The organism is Xanthomonas sp. WHRI 10207, from assembly GCF_040202975.1.
Classification (GTDB): Bacteria; Pseudomonadota; Gammaproteobacteria; order Xanthomonadales; family Xanthomonadaceae; genus Xanthomonas.
Window position 1 is genome coordinate 602,286 of record NZ_JBEGDX010000003.1, and the last position, 16,001, is coordinate 618,286.

The 16,001-nt window shown below is 67.5% G+C and carries 15 protein-coding genes and 1 pseudogene; 9 read left to right on the forward strand and 7 right to left on the reverse strand.

Annotation, left to right across the window (positions count from 1 at the left end; genetic code table 11):
• Nucleotides 1-6: 6 nt before the first annotated feature.
• Genes purD through purH form a run of 3 tightly spaced genes read right to left on the reverse strand, consistent with a single transcriptional unit; the run spans nucleotide 7 to nucleotide 3,794 of the window.
• Complete coding sequence (gene purD, locus ABQU90_RS12945; protein WP_323522833.1) at nucleotides 7-1,302, reverse strand: phosphoribosylamine--glycine ligase; 1,296 nt, start codon at nucleotides 1,300-1,302, stop codon at nucleotides 7-9.
• Nucleotides 1,303-1,336: 34 nt separating this feature from the next.
• A complete protein-coding gene (locus ABQU90_RS12950) occupies nucleotides 1,337-2,188 on the reverse strand; it encodes a hypothetical protein (protein WP_323522834.1) in 852 nt (283 codons plus the stop codon).
• 22 nt (nucleotides 2,189-2,210) lie between these two features.
• Nucleotides 2,211-3,794, reverse strand: coding sequence for a bifunctional phosphoribosylaminoimidazolecarboxamide formyltransferase/IMP cyclohydrolase (gene purH / locus ABQU90_RS12955; RefSeq protein WP_323522835.1), 1,584 nt, complete (start codon nucleotides 3,792-3,794; stop codon nucleotides 2,211-2,213).
• A 75-nt stretch (nucleotides 3,795-3,869) separates the two neighbouring features.
• Between purH and ABQU90_RS12960 the strand changes: the two genes are divergently transcribed.
• From ABQU90_RS12960 to ABQU90_RS12995, 8 genes are all read left to right on the forward strand, one after another.
• Nucleotides 3,870-4,484 (forward strand): CDP-alcohol phosphatidyltransferase family protein, encoded by a 615-nt coding sequence (locus ABQU90_RS12960; protein WP_323522836.1) that lies wholly within the window; start codon nucleotides 3,870-3,872, stop codon nucleotides 4,482-4,484.
• Nucleotides 4,485-4,570: 86 nt separating this feature from the next.
• Nucleotides 4,571-6,325, forward strand: coding sequence for a bifunctional alpha/beta hydrolase/class I SAM-dependent methyltransferase (locus ABQU90_RS12965; RefSeq protein WP_323522837.1), 1,755 nt, complete (start codon nucleotides 4,571-4,573; stop codon nucleotides 6,323-6,325).
• Complete coding sequence (locus ABQU90_RS12970; protein WP_323522838.1) at nucleotides 6,322-7,659, forward strand: phosphatase PAP2/dual specificity phosphatase family protein; 1,338 nt, start codon at nucleotides 6,322-6,324, stop codon at nucleotides 7,657-7,659. The genes ABQU90_RS12965 and ABQU90_RS12970 overlap by 4 nt, the downstream gene beginning before the upstream one ends.
• On the forward strand, nucleotides 7,656-8,099 hold the full coding sequence (locus tag ABQU90_RS12975) for a hypothetical protein (protein ID WP_323522839.1): 444 nt from the start codon (nucleotides 7,656-7,658) through the stop codon (nucleotides 8,097-8,099). The genes ABQU90_RS12970 and ABQU90_RS12975 overlap by 4 nt, the downstream gene beginning before the upstream one ends.
• Complete coding sequence (locus ABQU90_RS12980) at nucleotides 8,096-9,589, forward strand: TIGR04222 domain-containing membrane protein (RefSeq protein ID WP_323522840.1); 1,494 nt, start codon at nucleotides 8,096-8,098, stop codon at nucleotides 9,587-9,589. The genes ABQU90_RS12975 and ABQU90_RS12980 overlap by 4 nt, the downstream gene beginning before the upstream one ends.
• Nucleotides 9,589-10,233, forward strand: coding sequence for a CDP-alcohol phosphatidyltransferase family protein (locus ABQU90_RS12985; protein ID WP_323522841.1), 645 nt, complete (start codon nucleotides 9,589-9,591; stop codon nucleotides 10,231-10,233). Before ABQU90_RS12980 ends, ABQU90_RS12985 begins: the two co-directional genes overlap by 1 nt.
• Entirely contained in the window at nucleotides 10,230-10,862 is a 633-nt protein-coding gene (locus ABQU90_RS12990; RefSeq protein ID WP_055853173.1) for a lysophospholipid acyltransferase family protein, read from the forward strand. Before ABQU90_RS12985 ends, ABQU90_RS12990 begins: the two co-directional genes overlap by 4 nt.
• Nucleotides 10,859-11,833: a phosphatidate cytidylyltransferase gene (locus ABQU90_RS12995; protein ID WP_055853171.1), complete on the forward strand. Its 975-nt coding sequence runs from the start codon at nucleotides 10,859-10,861 to the stop codon at nucleotides 11,831-11,833. The genes ABQU90_RS12990 and ABQU90_RS12995 overlap by 4 nt, the downstream gene beginning before the upstream one ends.
• A gap of 79 nt (nucleotides 11,834-11,912) precedes the next feature.
• Here the strand turns inward: ABQU90_RS12995 and fis are convergent, their stop codons facing one another.
• From fis to ABQU90_RS13010, 3 genes are all read right to left on the reverse strand, one after another.
• Nucleotides 11,913-12,185, reverse strand: a complete 273-nt coding sequence (fis, locus tag ABQU90_RS13000; protein WP_002804983.1) for a DNA-binding transcriptional regulator Fis — start codon at nucleotides 12,183-12,185, stop codon at nucleotides 11,913-11,915.
• Nucleotides 12,186-12,299: 114 nt separating this feature from the next.
• Nucleotides 12,300-13,376 carry a DUF3426 domain-containing protein gene (locus tag ABQU90_RS13005; protein WP_323522842.1) on the reverse strand — a complete coding sequence of 359 codons (1,077 nt, stop codon included), beginning with the start codon at nucleotides 13,374-13,376 and terminating at the stop codon, nucleotides 12,300-12,302.
• 302 nt (nucleotides 13,377-13,678) lie between these two features.
• Entirely contained in the window at nucleotides 13,679-14,056 is a 378-nt protein-coding gene (locus ABQU90_RS13010) for a helix-turn-helix domain-containing protein (RefSeq protein ID WP_055853170.1), read from the reverse strand.
• 144 nt (nucleotides 14,057-14,200) lie between these two features.
• On the opposite strand from ABQU90_RS13010, the pseudogene ABQU90_RS13015 reads away from it, so the two are divergent.
• Nucleotides 14,201-14,698: pseudogene (locus ABQU90_RS13015) on the forward strand (hypothetical protein); the annotation flags it as partial.
• An 8-nt stretch (nucleotides 14,699-14,706) separates the two neighbouring features.
• Here the strand turns inward: ABQU90_RS13015 and prmA are convergent.
• Nucleotides 14,707-15,627 (reverse strand): 50S ribosomal protein L11 methyltransferase, encoded by a 921-nt coding sequence (gene prmA, locus ABQU90_RS13020; protein ID WP_323522843.1) that lies wholly within the window; start codon nucleotides 15,625-15,627, stop codon nucleotides 14,707-14,709.
• Nucleotides 15,628-16,001: the final 374 nt, after the last annotated feature.

A 16,001-nucleotide genomic window follows, 5' to 3' on the forward strand; every position in this document is an offset into this window, starting at 1 on the left:
CGCGGCTTAGCCCTGCGCTTCGCGCTCGCGGGCGATCGCACGCCAGCCGATATCGCTGCGTTGGAAGGCGTTGGGCCAGTGGATCGGCTGCAGGCCGGCGTAGGCGGTGCGCTGTGCGTCCTGCACGCTGTCGCCTAATGCGGCAACGCACAGCACGCGGCCACCGGCGCTGATCACCTCGCCTGCGGCATTCAATGCGGTGCCGGCATGGAAGACCTTGGCGCTGGCCGGTACCTGGTCCAGGCCGGTGATGACCTCGCCGGTGACCGGGGTTTCCGGATAGGGCTTGGCGGCGATCACCACGCCCAGCGAGGGGCGCGGATCCCACTGCGCCTGCGCGGTGTCGAGTTCGCCATCGATGGCCGCTTCGAGCAGCTCCACCAGATCCGACTGCAGCCGCAGCATCACCGGTTGGGTTTCCGGGTCGCCGAAGCGCACGTTGAATTCGATCACCTTGGGCGCGCCGTGCGCATCGATCATCAGCCCGGCATACAGGAATCCGGTAAACGGCACGCCGTCGGCGATCATGCCCTGCACGGTCGGCTCGACCACTTCGCGCATCACCCGCGCATGTACCTCGGGCGTCACCACCGGGGCCGGCGAGTACGCGCCCATGCCGCCGGTGTTGGGGCCGGTGTCGCCATCGCCGACGCGCTTGTGGTCCTGGCTGGTAGCCATCGGCAAGGCGTGGGTGCCATCGACCATGGAGATGAAGCTGGCCTCTTCGCCATCGAGGAATTCTTCGATCACCACGCGCGCGCCGGCATCGCCGAACGCATTGCCCGAGAGCATGTCGCGCACCGCGTCTTCGGCCTCGCTCAGCGTCATCGCCACGATCACGCCCTTGCCGGCGGCCAGGCCATCGGCCTTGACCACGATGGGCGCGCCTTTCTCGCGCACGTAGGCGAGTGCGGCGTCCACCTCGGTATGCACGGCGTAATACGCGGTGGGGATGCCATGACGGGCCAGGAAATCCTTGGCGAAGGCCTTGCTGCCTTCCAGCTGCGCGGCCTTGGCGGTGGGCCCGAAGATGCGCAAGCCAGCGGCGTGGAAGCGGTCGACCACGCCGAGTACCAACGGCACTTCCGGGCCGACCACGGTGAGCGCGACGGCTTCGCGCTGTGCCAGTGTGAGCAGGCCATCGAGGTCGTCGACCTTGATCGCGACATTGCGGCACTTGGCCTCGGTGGCGGTGCCGGCATTGCCTGGCGCCACGAGCACCTCGCTCACGCGCGCGGATTGCGCGATCTTCCAGGCCAGGGCGTGTTCGCGGCCGCCGGAGCCGATGACAAGGATTTTCAAGAGAGCTGCTCGCTAGGACGGGGGAAAGGGCGCGCTACTTGCAGCCTTCGCGCTGCAGAGCGTTGGGGAAGGGGTAGGTCCAGGTCTTGGGGTCGAGTGCGAACACATGCGTGGTGTCCAGCGTCTGCCCGCAATCGCTGCCGTGTTCGTGGATGCGCAGCGGCCAGATGCGTGCCTGTGCGTTGCTGCTGTCCACGTCCAGGGTGAAGTCCACATCGAACGCTTCGGCCATGCATTGCGCCTGGGTTTGATCCGGCTCGCGGGCCTGGTCGTCGCAGTCCAGCCCTCCGCTGTTGTCGATATGCGCGCGCAGCGAGCCGGCGCCGACCAGTCCCTTGGGGCCGGGCACCACCAGATCCTGCGATTCCAGCATCAGGCCCTGACCCATCCAGAAGCTGTGCACGATGAAACCGTAAAAATCGCTGCCCAGCCGCAGCACGTCCACGCTGCCGGGATTGCCATCGCTGCCGAAGGTGTCGGACAGTTTTTCGGCCACCACCTTGAAGCTGTCGCCGTCGCTGCGAAGCACGAAAAAGTCGATCAGCCCGGGATTGCCATGGCCGCCATCGCTGAGGCTGTGGCACACCGCCAGCAGCTGCTGCACCTGCTCGCCGACCACCACCGGCTGCTCGGCGCAGACCTGGCTGTCGGCCTTGAAGCCATCGGCCTCGCCGCTCCATTGCGCGGCCAGACCGGCCTTGGCGCCATAGCGCGTGCGCAAAAAACCGTCCAGGCGCTCGGTGCGGCTCAGTTGCGTGGTGGCGGCCGCAGCAGGGGTGGGCGCTGCGGCGGCGGCGGGCGCCGCTGCAGGCACGGGATCCTGCTTGCATCCACCGAGCAAGCCGGCAGCAGCCAGCACGGCGGCGAGGGAGCGCAATCGGCACATGGACCTGTCCTTGTCGTTCGGCTCAGTGACGGAAATGGCGTACGCCGGTGAACACCATCGCGATGCCGTGTTCGTCGGCGGCGGCGATCACTTCGCCATCGCGCATCGAACCGCCCGGCTGGATCACCGCCTTGATGCCGGCAGCAGCGGCGGCGTCGATGCCGTCGCGGAACGGGAAGAACGCATCCGATGCCATCACCGAGCCGGCCACTTCCAGCTTGGCTTCTTCGGCCTTGAGCGCGGCGATCTTGGCGCTGACCACGCGGCTCATCTGTCCGGCGCCCACACCAATGGTGCGGCTGTCCTTGGCGTAGACAATCGCGTTGGATTTGACGTACTTGGCCACGCGCCAGGCGAACAGCAGATCGCCCAGCTCCGCATCGCTGGGCGCGCGCTGGGTGACCACGCTCAATTCGCCCAGCGACATGCCGCGGTTATCGGCCGACTGCATCAGCAGGCCAGAGCCAATTCGCTTGGTGTCGTAGTTGTTGAGGCCGGCGCCGTGCGGAATCTTGAGCACGCGCACATTGGCCTTTTTGGTGGCGTATTCGAGCGCGCCGACCTCGTAGTCGGGGGCGATCAGCACCTCGACGAACTGGCGATCCAAAATGGCCTTGGCGGTCGCTGCATCCAGGGTCTTGTTGAAGGCCAGGATGCCGCCGAATGCGCTGGTTGGGTCGGTAGCGTAGGCCAGCTCATAGGCATCGCCGCAGGCCACGCCCACGGCTACGCCGCAGGGGTTGGCGTGCTTGACGATCACGCAGGCCGGCGCATCGAACTGACGCACGCATTCCCACGCCGCATCGGCATCGGCCAGGTTGTTGTAGCTCAGCTCCTTGCCCTGCAACTGCTGGAAGGTGGCCAAGGTGCCCGGCACCGGATACAGGTCGCGGTAGAACGCGCCGGATTGGTGCGGGTTTTCGCCGTAGCGCAGGTCCATGACCTTGATGAAGTTGGAATTGATCTGCGCCGGGAACGGGCTGCGCGTGGGGATGTTTTCCGCACTGTCGGCCACTGCCGAGAGATAGTTGCTGATCGCCGCGTCGTATTGCGCAACACGGTTGAACGCAGCCACCGACAGCGCAAAGCGCTTGGCGGCCGACAGCTGGCCGTCGTTGGCTTCCAGCTCGGCGAGCAGGTCGGCGTACTGCGCCGGGTCGGTGGCCACCGCCACGCGGGCGAAATTCTTGGCTGCGCTGCGCAGCATCGCCGGTCCGCCGATGTCGATGTTTTCCACCGCGTCGGCCAGCGTGCAATCGGCCTTGGCGGTGACCGACTCGAACGGATACAGGTTGAGCACCAGCAGATCGATCGGCGCGATGCCGTGTTCGGCCATCACCGCTTCGTCGATGCCGGCGCGGCCGAGCAGGCCGCCGTGCACCAGCGGGTGCAGGGTCTTGACGCGGCCGTCCATCATTTCCGGGAAACCGGTGAGATCGGCGACGTCCTTGACCGGCAGGCCGGCGTCGCGGATCGCCTTGGCGGTGCCGCCGGTGGACAGCAGCTCGACCTTGCGCGCCACCAGCGCGCGGGCCAGGTCGATCAGGCCGGTCTTGTCGGAAACGGAGAGCAGGGCCCGGCGCACGGGCAGGAAATCGGAGGCCATGAGTGAGGGAACAGTCGTTGCGGGGCAGCCGATATTGTAGGCTGCGCCAGCGCTCGAATGGACTCAACCACTGGTATGGCCTCGATCTATGCTCTGAAAGGACGCTTCCAGGACCTGCTGCGGCCCATGGTCGGCGCGCTGTACCGCGGCGGCATCACCGCCAACCAGGTGACGCTCATCGCCGCAGCGGTGTCGGTGATGGTGGCCGCGGTGGTCTACCGCGCCGGCGCCAGCTGGCCGCTGCTGTATCTGTTGCTGCCGGTGTGGATGCTGCTGCGCATGACGCTCAATGCGGTGGATGGCATGTTGGCGCGCGAGTTCGGCCAGCAGTCGCGCCTGGGCGCCTACCTCAACGAGCTGTGCGATGTGGTGGCCGATGCGGCGCTGTACTTGAGTCTGCTCGGCGTGCCCGGCGTGGGCGCGCACTGGCTGTGGATCTTTGCGCTGCTGGCGGCGCTGACCGAATACACCGGCGTGCTCGGGCTGATGGTCGGTGCCAGTCGCCGTTACGACGGGCCGATGGGCAAGAGCGACCGCGCCTTCGTGATCGGCGTGGTGGGGGTCGGCCTTGCCTGCGGGCTGCTGGGCGCGCGCGGCGTCACCTGGGTCGCCATTGCCTTGAGTCTTGCCTGCAGTGCCACGGTGTGGCGGCGGGTGCGCGCCGGGCTGGCCGAGGCAGCGGCGCGCTGATCGACATCGCGACGCGCCGTGCGCTGCCGCGTCTCATTGGCGCTTCACGGCTCTCAACTCTTTCTCACTGATTTCAGGATGATCCGATGCGTGATGTCGTAGAGCGCGAATTCGCCAGTTTCGATGGTGCGCAGCTGTTTTATCGGCACTGGCCGGCGCAGCTGGCAGGTGCTGCACCCAAGGCGGTGGTGCTGCTGCATCGCGGGCATGAGCACTCCGGCCGGGTGATGCATCTGGCCGAAGAATTGAATCTGCCCGATGCGCAGTTCTTTGCCTGGGACGCGCGCGGCAATGGCCGCTCGCCGGGCGTACGCGGCGATGCACCGGGTTTCGATGCGCTGGTGCGCGACCTGGACAGCTTCATCGCGCATCTGGGCGCCACGCACGGCATCGCGGTGCAGGACATCGCGGTGATTGCGCAGAGCGTGGGCGCGGTGGTCGCGGCTACCTGGGTGCACGATTACGCCCCGCCGCTGCGCGCGCTGGTGCTGGCCTCGCCGGCGTTCAAGGTCAAGTTGTACGTGCCGTTCGCACGTGCCGGGCTGGCGCTGATGCATGCGCTGCGCGGCAACTTCTTCGTCAACAGCTACGTCAAGCCGCAGTGGCTCACCCACGATGCGCAACGTGTGGAAAGCTATCGCACCGACCCGCTGATCACCCGTCCGATCTCGGTGCGCGTGCTGCTGGGTCTGTATGCGGCGGCCGACCGCGTGGTGGCCGATGCGCAGGCGATCACCGTGCCGACGCAACTGCTAGTGTCCGGCTCGGACTTTGTGGTGCACCGCGGCCCGCAGGATCGGTTTTACGAGAACCTGCGCTCGCCGATCAAGCAGCGGCATTGGCTGCCCGGTTTCTTCCACGACACCCTGGGCGAGCGCGACCGCGCACTGGCCATCGCGCCCATTCGCGCATTTATCGAAGCGCGTTTCGCACAGCCGCCAGTGCGTGCGGACTTGCGCGATGCGCATCGCGCCGGCCCCAGCTTCGAAGAAGCCGAACGGCTGGCCTGGCCGCCGCAACGCAACAGCCTGCAGGACCTGCGCTGGCGCGGCGTGCGTGCCGGGTTGCGCCTGGGCGGCACGTTGTCCGAGGGCATTGCGCTGGGCCTGCAGACCGGCTTCGATTCCGGTAGCACGCTGGATTACATCTACCGTAACCAAGCGCGTGGACGTGGCCCGCTGGGGCGCATGATCGACCGCAATTATCTCGATGCGATCGGCTGGCGTGGCATCCGCATCCGTGGCGCGCATCTGGGCGAACTGCTGCGCGATGCGGCAGGCCGCTTGCGCCAGGCCGGCCTGCCGGTGCGCGTGCTCGATGTGGCCGCGGGCCACGGCCGTTATGTGCTGGAAGCGCTGGGCAGCGGTACGCAACGTGCCGATGCCATCGTGCTGCGCGATTTCAGCGCGCTTAACGTCACCCAGGGCGGTGCGCTGATTGGCACGCTCGGCGCCGGCGACATTGCCCGCTTCGAACAAGGCGATGCGTTCGACCCGGCCGCCTTGGCCGCAGTGCAGCCGGCGCCCACCCTGGCGGTGGTGTCGGGGTTGTACGAACTGTTTGCCGACAACGACCAGGTGGCGCGCTCGCTGGCCGGCCTGGCCGCCGCGGTGCAGCCGGGCGGCTATCTGCTCTACACCGGGCAGCCGTGGCATCCGCAGCTGGAATTCATCGCGCGCGCGCTCACCAGTCACCGCGATGGCGTGGCCTGGGTGATGCGCCGACGCAGCCAGCAGGAGATGGATGCGCTGGTGGAGGCGGCAGGCTTCCGCAAGGTGGCGCAGCGGATCGATGCATTCGGCATCTTCACCGTGTCGATGGCGCAGCGGATCGACGCATGACGCACGGCGCGCGCCCGAGTGGTCGTGCCGCGCTGTGGTTGGCGCTCCTGGGGCCGTTTTTCTTCCTCAGTTATGGCCTGGCCAATACGCTGGCCGGGCGTGCGGTGCAGGTGCCGTCGGTGGTGTTCGGCTGGGAACACGGCATGCCGTTCTGGCCGTGGACCATCGTGCCGTATTGGACGATCGATCTGTTCTACGCCGCCTCGTTCTTCGTCTGCCGGACCCGCCGCGAACTGGATACGCATGCGTTGCGTCTGCTCAGCGCGCAAGTGCTGTGCGTGGCCTGTTTTGTGCTGTGGCCGTTGCGGTACAGCTTCGTGCGCCCGGATACGGACGGTGTGTTCGGCTGGTTGTTCGCCGTGCTGCTGGGCTTCGACAAGCCGTTCAATCAGGCGCCGTCGCTGCACATCGTGTTGCTGGTGGTGCTGTGGGTGCGTTACGCGCAGCATCTGTCCGGTGTGTGGCGCTGGCTGTTGCACGGTTGGTTCGGCTTGATCGGCGTGTCGGTGCTGACCACGTATCAACACCATTTTCTGGATATCCCCACCGGCCTTGCAGCGGGTTGGCTGTGCGTGTGGCTGTGGCCGGAGCGGATTGCCGCACCGTTTGCGCAGGCGCACCTGGCGCGCGATCCGCGGCGTTGGCGTTTGGCCGCGTTGTACCTGGTCGGTGCAGTCGCCAGCGCCGTGGCGGCGTTGTACATCGGCGGCGTCGGGTTGTGGATGCTGTGGGTGAGTCTGTCGCTGGGCCTGGTCGCGCTGAACTATGCACTGCTTGGTGCGCTCGGCTTCCAGAAACGCGCCGATGGTGGCTTGAGCCTGGCCGCGCGCTGGTTGTATGCACCGTATCTGCTGGCAGCCTGGTGCAACTCGCGGCTATGGACCCGCCGCGACCCGCTGCCGCGCGTGGTCTGCGATGGCGTGTGGCTGGGCCGCATTCCGCTGCCCGGCCAGCGCGCTGCGTTCGCCGTAGTGGTGGACGTGAGTGCGGAGTTGTCCTTGTACGCAGCGCGTGCGCACGACCGCACGCTGCCGATGCTGGATCTGGTGGCGCCCACGCCCGCGCAGCTACGCGCCGCCGCCGACGCGATCGAATCCGCGCGCGTGCATGGCCCGGTGCTGGTGTGCTGCGCACTGGGTTACTCGCGCAGCGCCGCCAGCGTTGCGACCTGGTTGGTGCGCAGTGGCCGCAGTAACGATGTGGACGCGGCCATCGCGCAACTGCGTACCGCGCGCGCTTCGATCGTGCTGGGCGCACAGCATCGCGCTGCCATCGTGGCGGCGTGCACGGGTCAGCTAGAGAACGACGGCGCGGCCGTGCGGAGCCTCCAATGAACACCTCTCTGATGACCTTGGCAGCCATGCGCGCGGTGTTGCGCCAGGGCGCGGCACTGGACCGGTTCTCGTTGCTGCTGCTGGCCGCCGCGATTGCCTTGCTGGGCGTTGCCGAAGCGCCGCCATCGATACAACTGAGCTTTGCGCTCAGCGCAGCGGCGGGGCTGGTGCAACGCTATTGGGCATTCCGCGTCGGCCTGGATGTCGACCTGCTGGAAGCCGTGATCGCACAGATCGCGCGCGGCAACGACGAGACACAGGCTGCGCAACAACTCGATACGGCCCTGCATGCCATCGGCCTGCGCGCGACGCTGCCACCCACCCGCGATTGGTCGGCACGCTGGAGCGGCATGCGCCGCTTGCTGCGCTGGCAACTGGTGAGCGTGGCAGCGCAGTTGCTGTGGATGGTCGCAGCACTGGCACTGCGGGTGTTCGCATGAGCAACGCGCACGCCTCCGGTCAGCCCGAACCGATGCAGGCCACCGCGGCGCAGTTGGCGCTGTGGCAGCGCTTGCAGGCGTATCGTTTCGGCAGCGATGCCGATGCGTTGCCGGCGTTCGTGCGGCGTGTTGCCAAGCAGGCCCACTGCAGCGTGGCGCAGGCGCAGCTGGCGGTGGACGAGTACCGACGGTTCTGTTTTCTGGCCTGCAGCGACACCCACGATGTCACGCCCAGCCCCTTGGTCGATCAGGTCTGGCACACCCATCTCACCGATACCCGCGAGTACTGGCAGCAGTTCTGCCCGCAGGTGTTGCAGACCACGCTGCATCATCAGCCCGGACGTGGCGACAGCGACGACGCTGCGCGTTTCCAGACGCAGTATCGGCAGACCCTGGAGCGCTACAGCACGCACTTCGGCGCGCCGCCGACGCAGGTCTGGCCTGCGCCACAGCCGCAGCCTGCAGCCACGCCGGCGCAGCACCACGATGCCGAAGCCAGCTTGCGCGCCCTGCGCGGCGAGCCGATGCGCGCGCGGCGCGGTGCCGGCCTCGGCACGCTGCTGGTCTGGGCGGTGGCGACGCTGGTGATTGGCGTGGTTGCCGGCAACGGGGAGGCCGCCTCGCCGCTGCACTGGCGCGGCAGCAGTTTTCTGGCGGTGTTTGTGGTGGGCATCGGCCTGGCCTGGTCGGCTTCGGCGTGGTTGCGCCGCCAGTTGCGCAGTATCGGACGCGCCTCGCCGGTGCACGCGGTCGATACGATGGAACTGGCCTGCCTGAGCGGTGGCGCCGGGCGTGTGGCCGATCTGCTGTTTGCCCGCTTGCTGGTCTGCGATGCGGTGCATCTGCAGCGCGATGAAGATGCGCAGGCGCGCAAGTGGGTGCATTGCGATCCCACCGTTGCAGTGCCGGCGGCGCTGCAACCGGCACTGCAGTGCGTGCGCGATGGAGAAGATCCGGTGCTGGCATGGCAGACGCTGCGCACGCTGGCCGCACCGGTGCAGCAGCGGCTGATCGACAAGGGGCTGTTGCTGGATCGGCGTATGGCGCTGCTGGTGCGCGGGATAAGCGCCGTGCCGGTAGCCGCACTGTGGACCCTGGGCGCGTGCAAGCTGGTGATCGGGCTGCAGGGTGGGTATCCGGTGGGCTATCTGCTGGCGTTGATGGTGCTGGTCAGCATGCTGCTGCTGGGATTTTTGCTGGTGCCGGTGCGCCGCAGCGGGGCCGGCGACGCGCGCCTGCACGAGCGCAGATCGGAAGTCCGGCCCGATGCGGCGCGCACTGGCAACGACCCCGGCGAAGCGGTGGCGTTGTACGGCACCGTCGCCTTGGTGGGTACGCCCTGGGTGAGCTACCACACGCTGCGCGCGCCAACGACCAGCAACACCGACAGCAGCGGCAGCAGTTGCGGCGGTGGCGGCGACAGTGGTGGCGGCGATAGCGGTGGAGACGGTGGCGGTGGATGTGGTGGTTGCGGTGGAGGAGGCGACTGATGCAACGCAAGCAGACCCTGTTGCAACGACGCCAGCGCTGGGCACGCGCCTTGCGTGGACGCGGCGCAACGCCCAATGGCGTGTCGTGGGCCAGCATCGCCTTCGCCGCGCTGGCCGGCGTGATGTTCTACATCGCCTTGAGTGCACCGGCGCGCGAAGGCGCCGCCCCCCTGCTGCTGGCCTTGCTCGGCCTGCAGGGGCGGCTGTGGTGCAACCGCCTGGATGGCGTGCTGGCGCGACAGGCGCGGCTGGTGTCGCGCGCCGGCGAGGTCTACAACGATGCGCCGGACCGGCTGTCGGATGTACTGGTCTGCGTCGGGCTGGGCTACGGTTTGCAAGCCAGCGTGCCGTGGGCCGCGCAACTGGGCTGGGCGGCGGCATTGTGCTGTGTGGCCACCGCCTACGTACGCATGCTCGGCCTGGCCTGTGGCACCGCCGAGCCACGGCAGGGGCCGATGGCGCGCGTGCAGCGCATGCACTGGTTGTCGCTGATGACCGTGCTGGCGATGCCGTGGCAGTGGATGGGCCAGCCGCGCATCGCGGTCTGTGTGTTGATCGGCGCGCTGGCGGTGTTGATCGCCGGTGCGGTGCTGACAGTGGTGCTGCGGCTGCGCATGATCGTGCGCACATTGGAGTGGACATGATTGCCCGTTTGATTGCGCGTGCCTGCAGCGGCGCCATCCGTACCTTGACCGGCGCGCGCGCCTTGTGGCGCGGCTGCGCGCCGTCCAACGAGCGCCGCGTGTATTACGGCAACCACGCCAGCCATGGCGATTTCGTGCTGATCTGGTCTTCGTTGCCGGCCAGCCTGCGTCACGAAGTGCGCCCGGTGGCCGCGGCCGATTACTGGCAACGCACCGCGTTGCGGCGCTATCTGATCCATGCGGTGTTCAATGGCGTGCTGGTCGAACGCAACCCGGCGCAACGCACCCGCGACCCGATCGAATGCCTGTGCGACGCGGTGGATGCGGGCGATTCGCTGATCCTGTTTCCCGAAGGCACGCGCAACCCGGACGAAGGCGTGCTGCCGTTCAAGAGCGGGCTGTATCACCTGGCGCGGCAACGCCCGGAACTGGAGTTCGTGCCGGTGTGGATCGACAACCTCAAACGCGTGATGCCCAAGGGCAAATGGCTTCCGTTGCCGCTGTTGTGCACCACCACGTTTGGCGCACCGTTGCGGTTGGATGCCGATGAAGACAAGGACGCGTTTCTCGCCCGCGCACGCGAGGCGTTGCTGGCGTTGTCGCCGGACCAGCTGGAGGCGCGCGCATGAATCCTTATGCTTTCAGCGGGCAATTGCAGCAGTCCTCGATGCATCAGCAGACGCTGTGGTTATTCAGCGGTATCGCACTGGTGCTGATCATCGCCACGCTGATTTCCGAAACGCTGCGTTGGCGTGCGCGCGAACGCCCGAGCGCGGTGCTGGACAACCTGGTGGCGCGGATCCGTGCGTGGTGGGTGATGGCGGCAGTGGTCGGCATCGCGTTCGTGTTTGGGCGCGCCGGTGTCATCGGCTTGTTCGCACTGGTGTCGTTGTTCGCGTTGCGCGAGTTCATCACCCTCACACCGACGCGGCGCGGCGATTACTACGCGTTGTTGGCCGCGTTCTATATCGTGCTGCCGTGGCAATACGGGTTGGTGTGGACCGGCTGGTACGGCATGTACACGCTGCTGATTCCGGTCTACGCGTTCTTGGTGTTGCCGATCCTGGCCACCATCGGCGGCGATACCACGCGCTATCTGGAACGTACTGCCAAGGTGCAGTGGGGCTTGATGATCAGCGTGTTCTGCATCTCGCACGTGCCCGCATTGCTGAATCTGGAAATCCCCGGGTATGCCGGGCGCAATCTGTTGTTGATCGCGTTCCTGGTGATCGTGGTGCAGTCGTCGGACGTGTTGCAGTACGTCTGGGGCAAGTTGGCCGGCCGCCATCTGATCGCGCCGAAATTGTCGCCGTCCAAAACGGTGGAAGGCTTCATCGGCGGCGTGCTGTCGGCCAGCCTGCTCGGCATGGCGCTGTGGTGGATCACCCCGTTCGCGCCGTGGCACGCGTTCGCGCTGGCGCTGGTGGCCAATCTGATGGGGTTCTTCGGCGGTCTGGTGATGTCGGCGATCAAGCGCGATCGCGGCATCAAGGACTGGGGCCACATGATCGAAGGCCACGGCGGCGTGCTGGATCGGCTGGACTCGGTGTGCTTTGCCGCACCGGTGTTCTTCCATCTGATCCGCTACGGCTGGGCGTAATCGCGCAGCAAAAAATTGCGCACACCGCAGGTCAGCAACGCGGCACCGCTCTCACGATTCGCCAATCCCGATTTCCGGCTCAGGTCAGCCCGTACTCTTTCAACTTCTTGCGCAAGGTGGCGCGGTGGATGCCCAGCATTGCCGCGGCGCGGCTCTGGTTGCCTTCGCAGTGATTGAGCACTTCGACGAACAACGGGATCTCCATTTCGCGCAGCACGATTTCGTACACATCGTCCGCGTCGCTGCCGTCCAGATCGCGTAGGTAACGGCGAACGGACTGGGCCACGTGTTCGCGCAGCGGCGACTTCGGGGCGCCACGACTGGTGTCAGGACGAGAGGGGGCTGCGTTCAAAGAAAGTTCCCAGTGTCACGAGGCCGGGGCGCGGGCCGGCGAGGGGGAGTGAGTCTAGCGCGTGGCCTCACCGCTCGCCACGCCCATGTGGCGATCGGACGAGGTTGTGTCCGCTTAGCGGAAGTCGAAACTGAAGGCAGCGGTACTGGCAGCCGGTTCGCGCACGCGAAACGCCACCTGCACGGCCTGACCCGGCGCCAGCGTGTCGCGCTCGGCTGGCGCCTGGCCCAGGTACTCCTGCGGCGACAGCACCCGGGTGCCGATCACCCGCCCATCGGCATCGGACAGCGACAGCTGCAACCAGGGCCAGGCCTGCGCCCAACGCGCATCGTTGCGGAAACTGGCCTGGATCTGCAGCACGCCGGCGAGGCCCGGCAGCGGGCGCACATCGCGATTGAGCAAGGTCAGGGTGGCTGGTTCGCGCCACGCCGGCAGCGTGCAACGCATCACCGCGCAGGCAGCGGTGACCAGCGGCCGCCAACGCGCGTCGCCGGCCAGGTGCGCACGGTCGGCAATGACGATCTGCAGTCCCAGCAGCCCGACCAGACCGATCAACAGCACCCACTGCCGCCCGCTGGCGCGCAGCCGAGGGCGGCTGAGCCCCCGGCGCGCGAAGGCGGGCGCTGCCACCGCGGGGGTGGGCAAGGGGTGCAATTGCGCTGCGTGGGCGTGCGCCTCGCTGGCGCCGGTGTCGCGCTGCGCGTGGACTGCGATGTCGGCAGTGGACGTGGCGTTGCTGTCGTCATCCAGCGCCTCACTGTCCTGCCGGTCTGCGGCGTCGCGCACGCGGTTGGACGCAGTCTCTGCAGCGGGCTCGTAGCGCGTTTCGTCGGCCGCCTGCCGCTCGACCGGCAGCTGCGGCGCCGCACGTTCAATCGGCGCGGTGTCCTGCAGCCTGGCGTCGTCTGCAGTAATGCTGCCGTGTGCGTTGGTTGGTGGCGGCGCCTGCGGCAGCGCGGTGCGTGGCGCGCTCACGGCCGGCCCGCCTGGTGCAGCGGCCTCGGACGTCGGCGGCGCAGGCACCGGTTGCAGCACGGGCGCAGCTGGCGTCTCAGTCGCGGGCATCGGCACCACCTGCTCCGCAGGCGCGGTGGCCGGCAGCACCGGCGGTTGAATCAACGTCGGTGCAGGCGGCGGCGTTGCCCGCAGAAAGGTGGCAAGGGGGCGGCGCGGTGGCGGAGTCTCTGACATCGGCAGGCGTGCAGCGGGAAGACCGCTATTCAACCACGTGCGCAGCGATGGGCGAACGCCCGGATGGGGAAGTGCGACGCGTGCTTCCTGGCGCAGTGCCTTGGCAACGATGCCGCGACGCTACCGAGGAAGACTGATTCATGCAAAGCCGCTATCTGCGGCTCAGGGCCTTGGCGGCGATGCTAACGAGCACTAGATGCACGGAAAGTCGCTGTCCGCCTAAGGAAAACGCCAACACCACCGCAGCTCACGCCACGGCGCAGCAAACCGCTGTTTCGATTCCCGATTCCCGATTCCCGGCCTCACCGCCTGCGCCGCGTCTTGCCCTCGGCCAGCAACAGATCCAGCAGCCCGCTGCGCTGACGCGGCGCCAGGGTGTCGAAGCGCGCCAATAGCACGCGTTGCTGGTCGTCCAGGCGGCGGTACTGGGCCGGTTCCTCGGCAATCGCCGAGACTGGCGGGCCGAACACGCGATCGCCGCGGCCGGTGGCCAGGTATTCGAACGCCATGCCGCTGCGCTTGGCCAGGCCGATCAGGTTCTCCACCGACGGGGCGGTGCCTTCGGCCATTTCCCACTGCGCCACCGCGCTGCGGGTAACGCCCAGCTCGCCGGCCAGGGCTTCCTGGGTCAGCTTGGTGAAGCTGCGGGCTTCGCGTACTCGTTCGTACAGCTTGCTCACACGGCACCGGATGGGAGGCAGGCAGGGCCGGGAGATATAGCCCTAGCAGCACTTGGGGATAGTTCGTATGTCTTTCATATCGGCATATGTTTGCGATACTGTCGCGATGACATCGATGACGTGATCGCAGCGAACTCAAGGAGGATGTTCATGGTCGAGCCTGTCACTCCAACACCGGACCATCGCGATGGCCGGATACCGCCGCCAAGCGCGCCGTGGCCCGCCGATTCGCCACTGGATCCAGCGGTCAGGCGCTTTCGCGGTGCGGCCTGCTACCAAGTCTGGCGACGCGCCCAGGACTGGGCCGCCATCGTCGAAGGCGTGCACTGGTCAGCGGCGCTGGCGCCACGGGTCTGGGCATTGCGCTATCGGCACTGGCCGTTGCTGGGGATGGGGGCGACGCTCGCTGGTTTGGCCGCAGGCATGGCGCTGGCCGGTGCACAGGCGTGGTCAGCGTGGTCGGCGGGCGTCTGGGTGGCGCTGTTGCTGGCCGAGGTGGTGCTGCGTGTGTATGCGGCCCGGCATGCCGAGCGTTGGCGTAATGCGGCGTTGCAGCGTGCCGGCTGGCAGGCGGTGACCCGCCTGCGTGCGATCAGCGTGGCCGATGCGGTGACCACCGCGCAGATTCGCGCCGGTGAGCCGGCCCAGGATCAGCTGCGGCGAACGCCGTCGATGCGCATCCAGTCTTCGTCGCGCTCGCAGCGCAGCTGATCGAACCACGGTGCATAGCGCTGCAGCAGGTCGTCTTCCTGGCCGTGCAGGATGCCCGACAGGGAAATGCGGCCACCCGGCGCCACGCGCGCGGCCAGGGTGTCGGCCAGCGCATCCAGCGCCGAGGCCAGGATGTTGGCGACCACCACCGGATAGGTCTGCACCGGCTCGTCCTGGGGCAAATACACCGCCAGCTGCGCGGCCACGGCGTTGCGTTCGGCATTGTCGGCCGTTGCCAGCAGCGCCTGCGGGTCGTTGTCCACCCCCACGGCGCTGGTGGCACCCAGTTTCAGCGCGGCGACCGCCAGAATCCCCGAGCCGCAGCCGAAGTCCAGCACGCTGCGCCCCTGCAGCTCGCCGCTGCCGGCCAGGCGATCCAGCCAGCGCAGGCACAGCGCGGTGGTCTGATGCGTGCCCGACCCGAACGCCAGGCCCGGATCCAGCCGCACCACGGCGGCCTCCGCTGTGTCGGCCGCCTCGGGCAGGTCGTGATTCCACGGCACGATGAAGGTGCGCGCACCGAACTGCATCGGCTTGAACAGATCCATCCACGCGCGTTCCCAGTCGCTGTCTTCGACCATGCGCAGCGCCACCTGGCTCCAGTCCAGCTCCGGGTCGAACGCTTCCAGCGCCGCAAGCACCTCCAGCGCGTCGCTCTCGCCATCGAACAGCGCAGTCAGCACCAGCGCATTCCAGAGCGGCATCTCACCCACGCCGGGCTCCAGGATGGCGCGCTCGTTGCTGGTATCGGCATCGGCATCGAGCAGGGTCACCGCCAGCGCGCCGACCTCCTCCAGCGCGGTCTGGAAGCGGGGCTGGGTGGTATCTGAGCAGGGCAGGGTCAGTTCAAGAAACGGCATCGTGGCAGTCGGCAATCATCAAGGCGTGCATCGTAGACGATTCGTGCCGGCGGGCTGACACGGTGCCCCAGGCGGGGGCGCACGGTTTGGTGGAGGATGGCGGCACCGGAATCGAGCAGCGATGCGCAAGATCGGCCGATTAACGCCAGCGACCGATCTGCGTTGCTGTGGGCACCAGATGACAATGTGTGCCTGGAGGGTGCTGCACGCACGTCGCAACAACGCCGCGCTCGTATCGCGACGTGTCTACATGCAATACGTACCTGCACCTGCACCTGCACCTGCGCAAGGAGCGCGATGCGGCCAGACATCCGCGGCGCGCACGCAACAGGCGCATCGTGCGAAGAGCGCCAAGAAGCGCAGCGAGTGGCTGA

Bases quoted from the DNA above. Each gene is read 5' to 3' on its own strand.
- ABQU90_RS12970 (WP_323522838.1), top strand. From the start codon at position 6,322: ATGACGCACGGCGCGCGCCCGAGTGGTCGTGCCGCGCTGTGGTTGGCG.
- ABQU90_RS12985 (WP_323522841.1), top strand. From the start codon at position 9,589: ATGCAACGCAAGCAGACCCTGTTGCAACGACGCCAGCGCTGGGCACGC.
- ABQU90_RS12960 (WP_323522836.1), top strand. From the start codon at position 3,870: ATGGCCTCGATCTATGCTCTGAAAGGACGCTTCCAGGACCTGCTGCGG.
- ABQU90_RS12950 (WP_323522834.1), bottom strand. From the start codon at position 2,188: ATGTGCCGATTGCGCTCCCTCGCCGCCGTGCTGGCTGCTGCCGGCTTG.
- purH (WP_323522835.1), bottom strand. From the start codon at position 3,794: ATGGCCTCCGATTTCCTGCCCGTGCGCCGGGCCCTGCTCTCCGTTTCC.
- prmA (WP_323522843.1), bottom strand. From the start codon at position 15,627: ATGCCGTTTCTTGAACTGACCCTGCCCTGCTCAGATACCACCCAGCCC.
- ABQU90_RS12995 (WP_055853171.1), top strand. From the start codon at position 10,859: ATGAATCCTTATGCTTTCAGCGGGCAATTGCAGCAGTCCTCGATGCAT.
- ABQU90_RS13005 (WP_323522842.1), bottom strand. From the start codon at position 13,376: ATGTCAGAGACTCCGCCACCGCGCCGCCCCCTTGCCACCTTTCTGCGG.
- ABQU90_RS12975 (WP_323522839.1), top strand. From the start codon at position 7,656: ATGAACACCTCTCTGATGACCTTGGCAGCCATGCGCGCGGTGTTGCGC.
- ABQU90_RS12990 (WP_055853173.1), top strand. From the start codon at position 10,230: ATGATTGCCCGTTTGATTGCGCGTGCCTGCAGCGGCGCCATCCGTACC.
- ABQU90_RS12980 (WP_323522840.1), top strand. From the start codon at position 8,096: ATGAGCAACGCGCACGCCTCCGGTCAGCCCGAACCGATGCAGGCCACC.
- ABQU90_RS12965 (WP_323522837.1), top strand. From the start codon at position 4,571: ATGCGTGATGTCGTAGAGCGCGAATTCGCCAGTTTCGATGGTGCGCAG.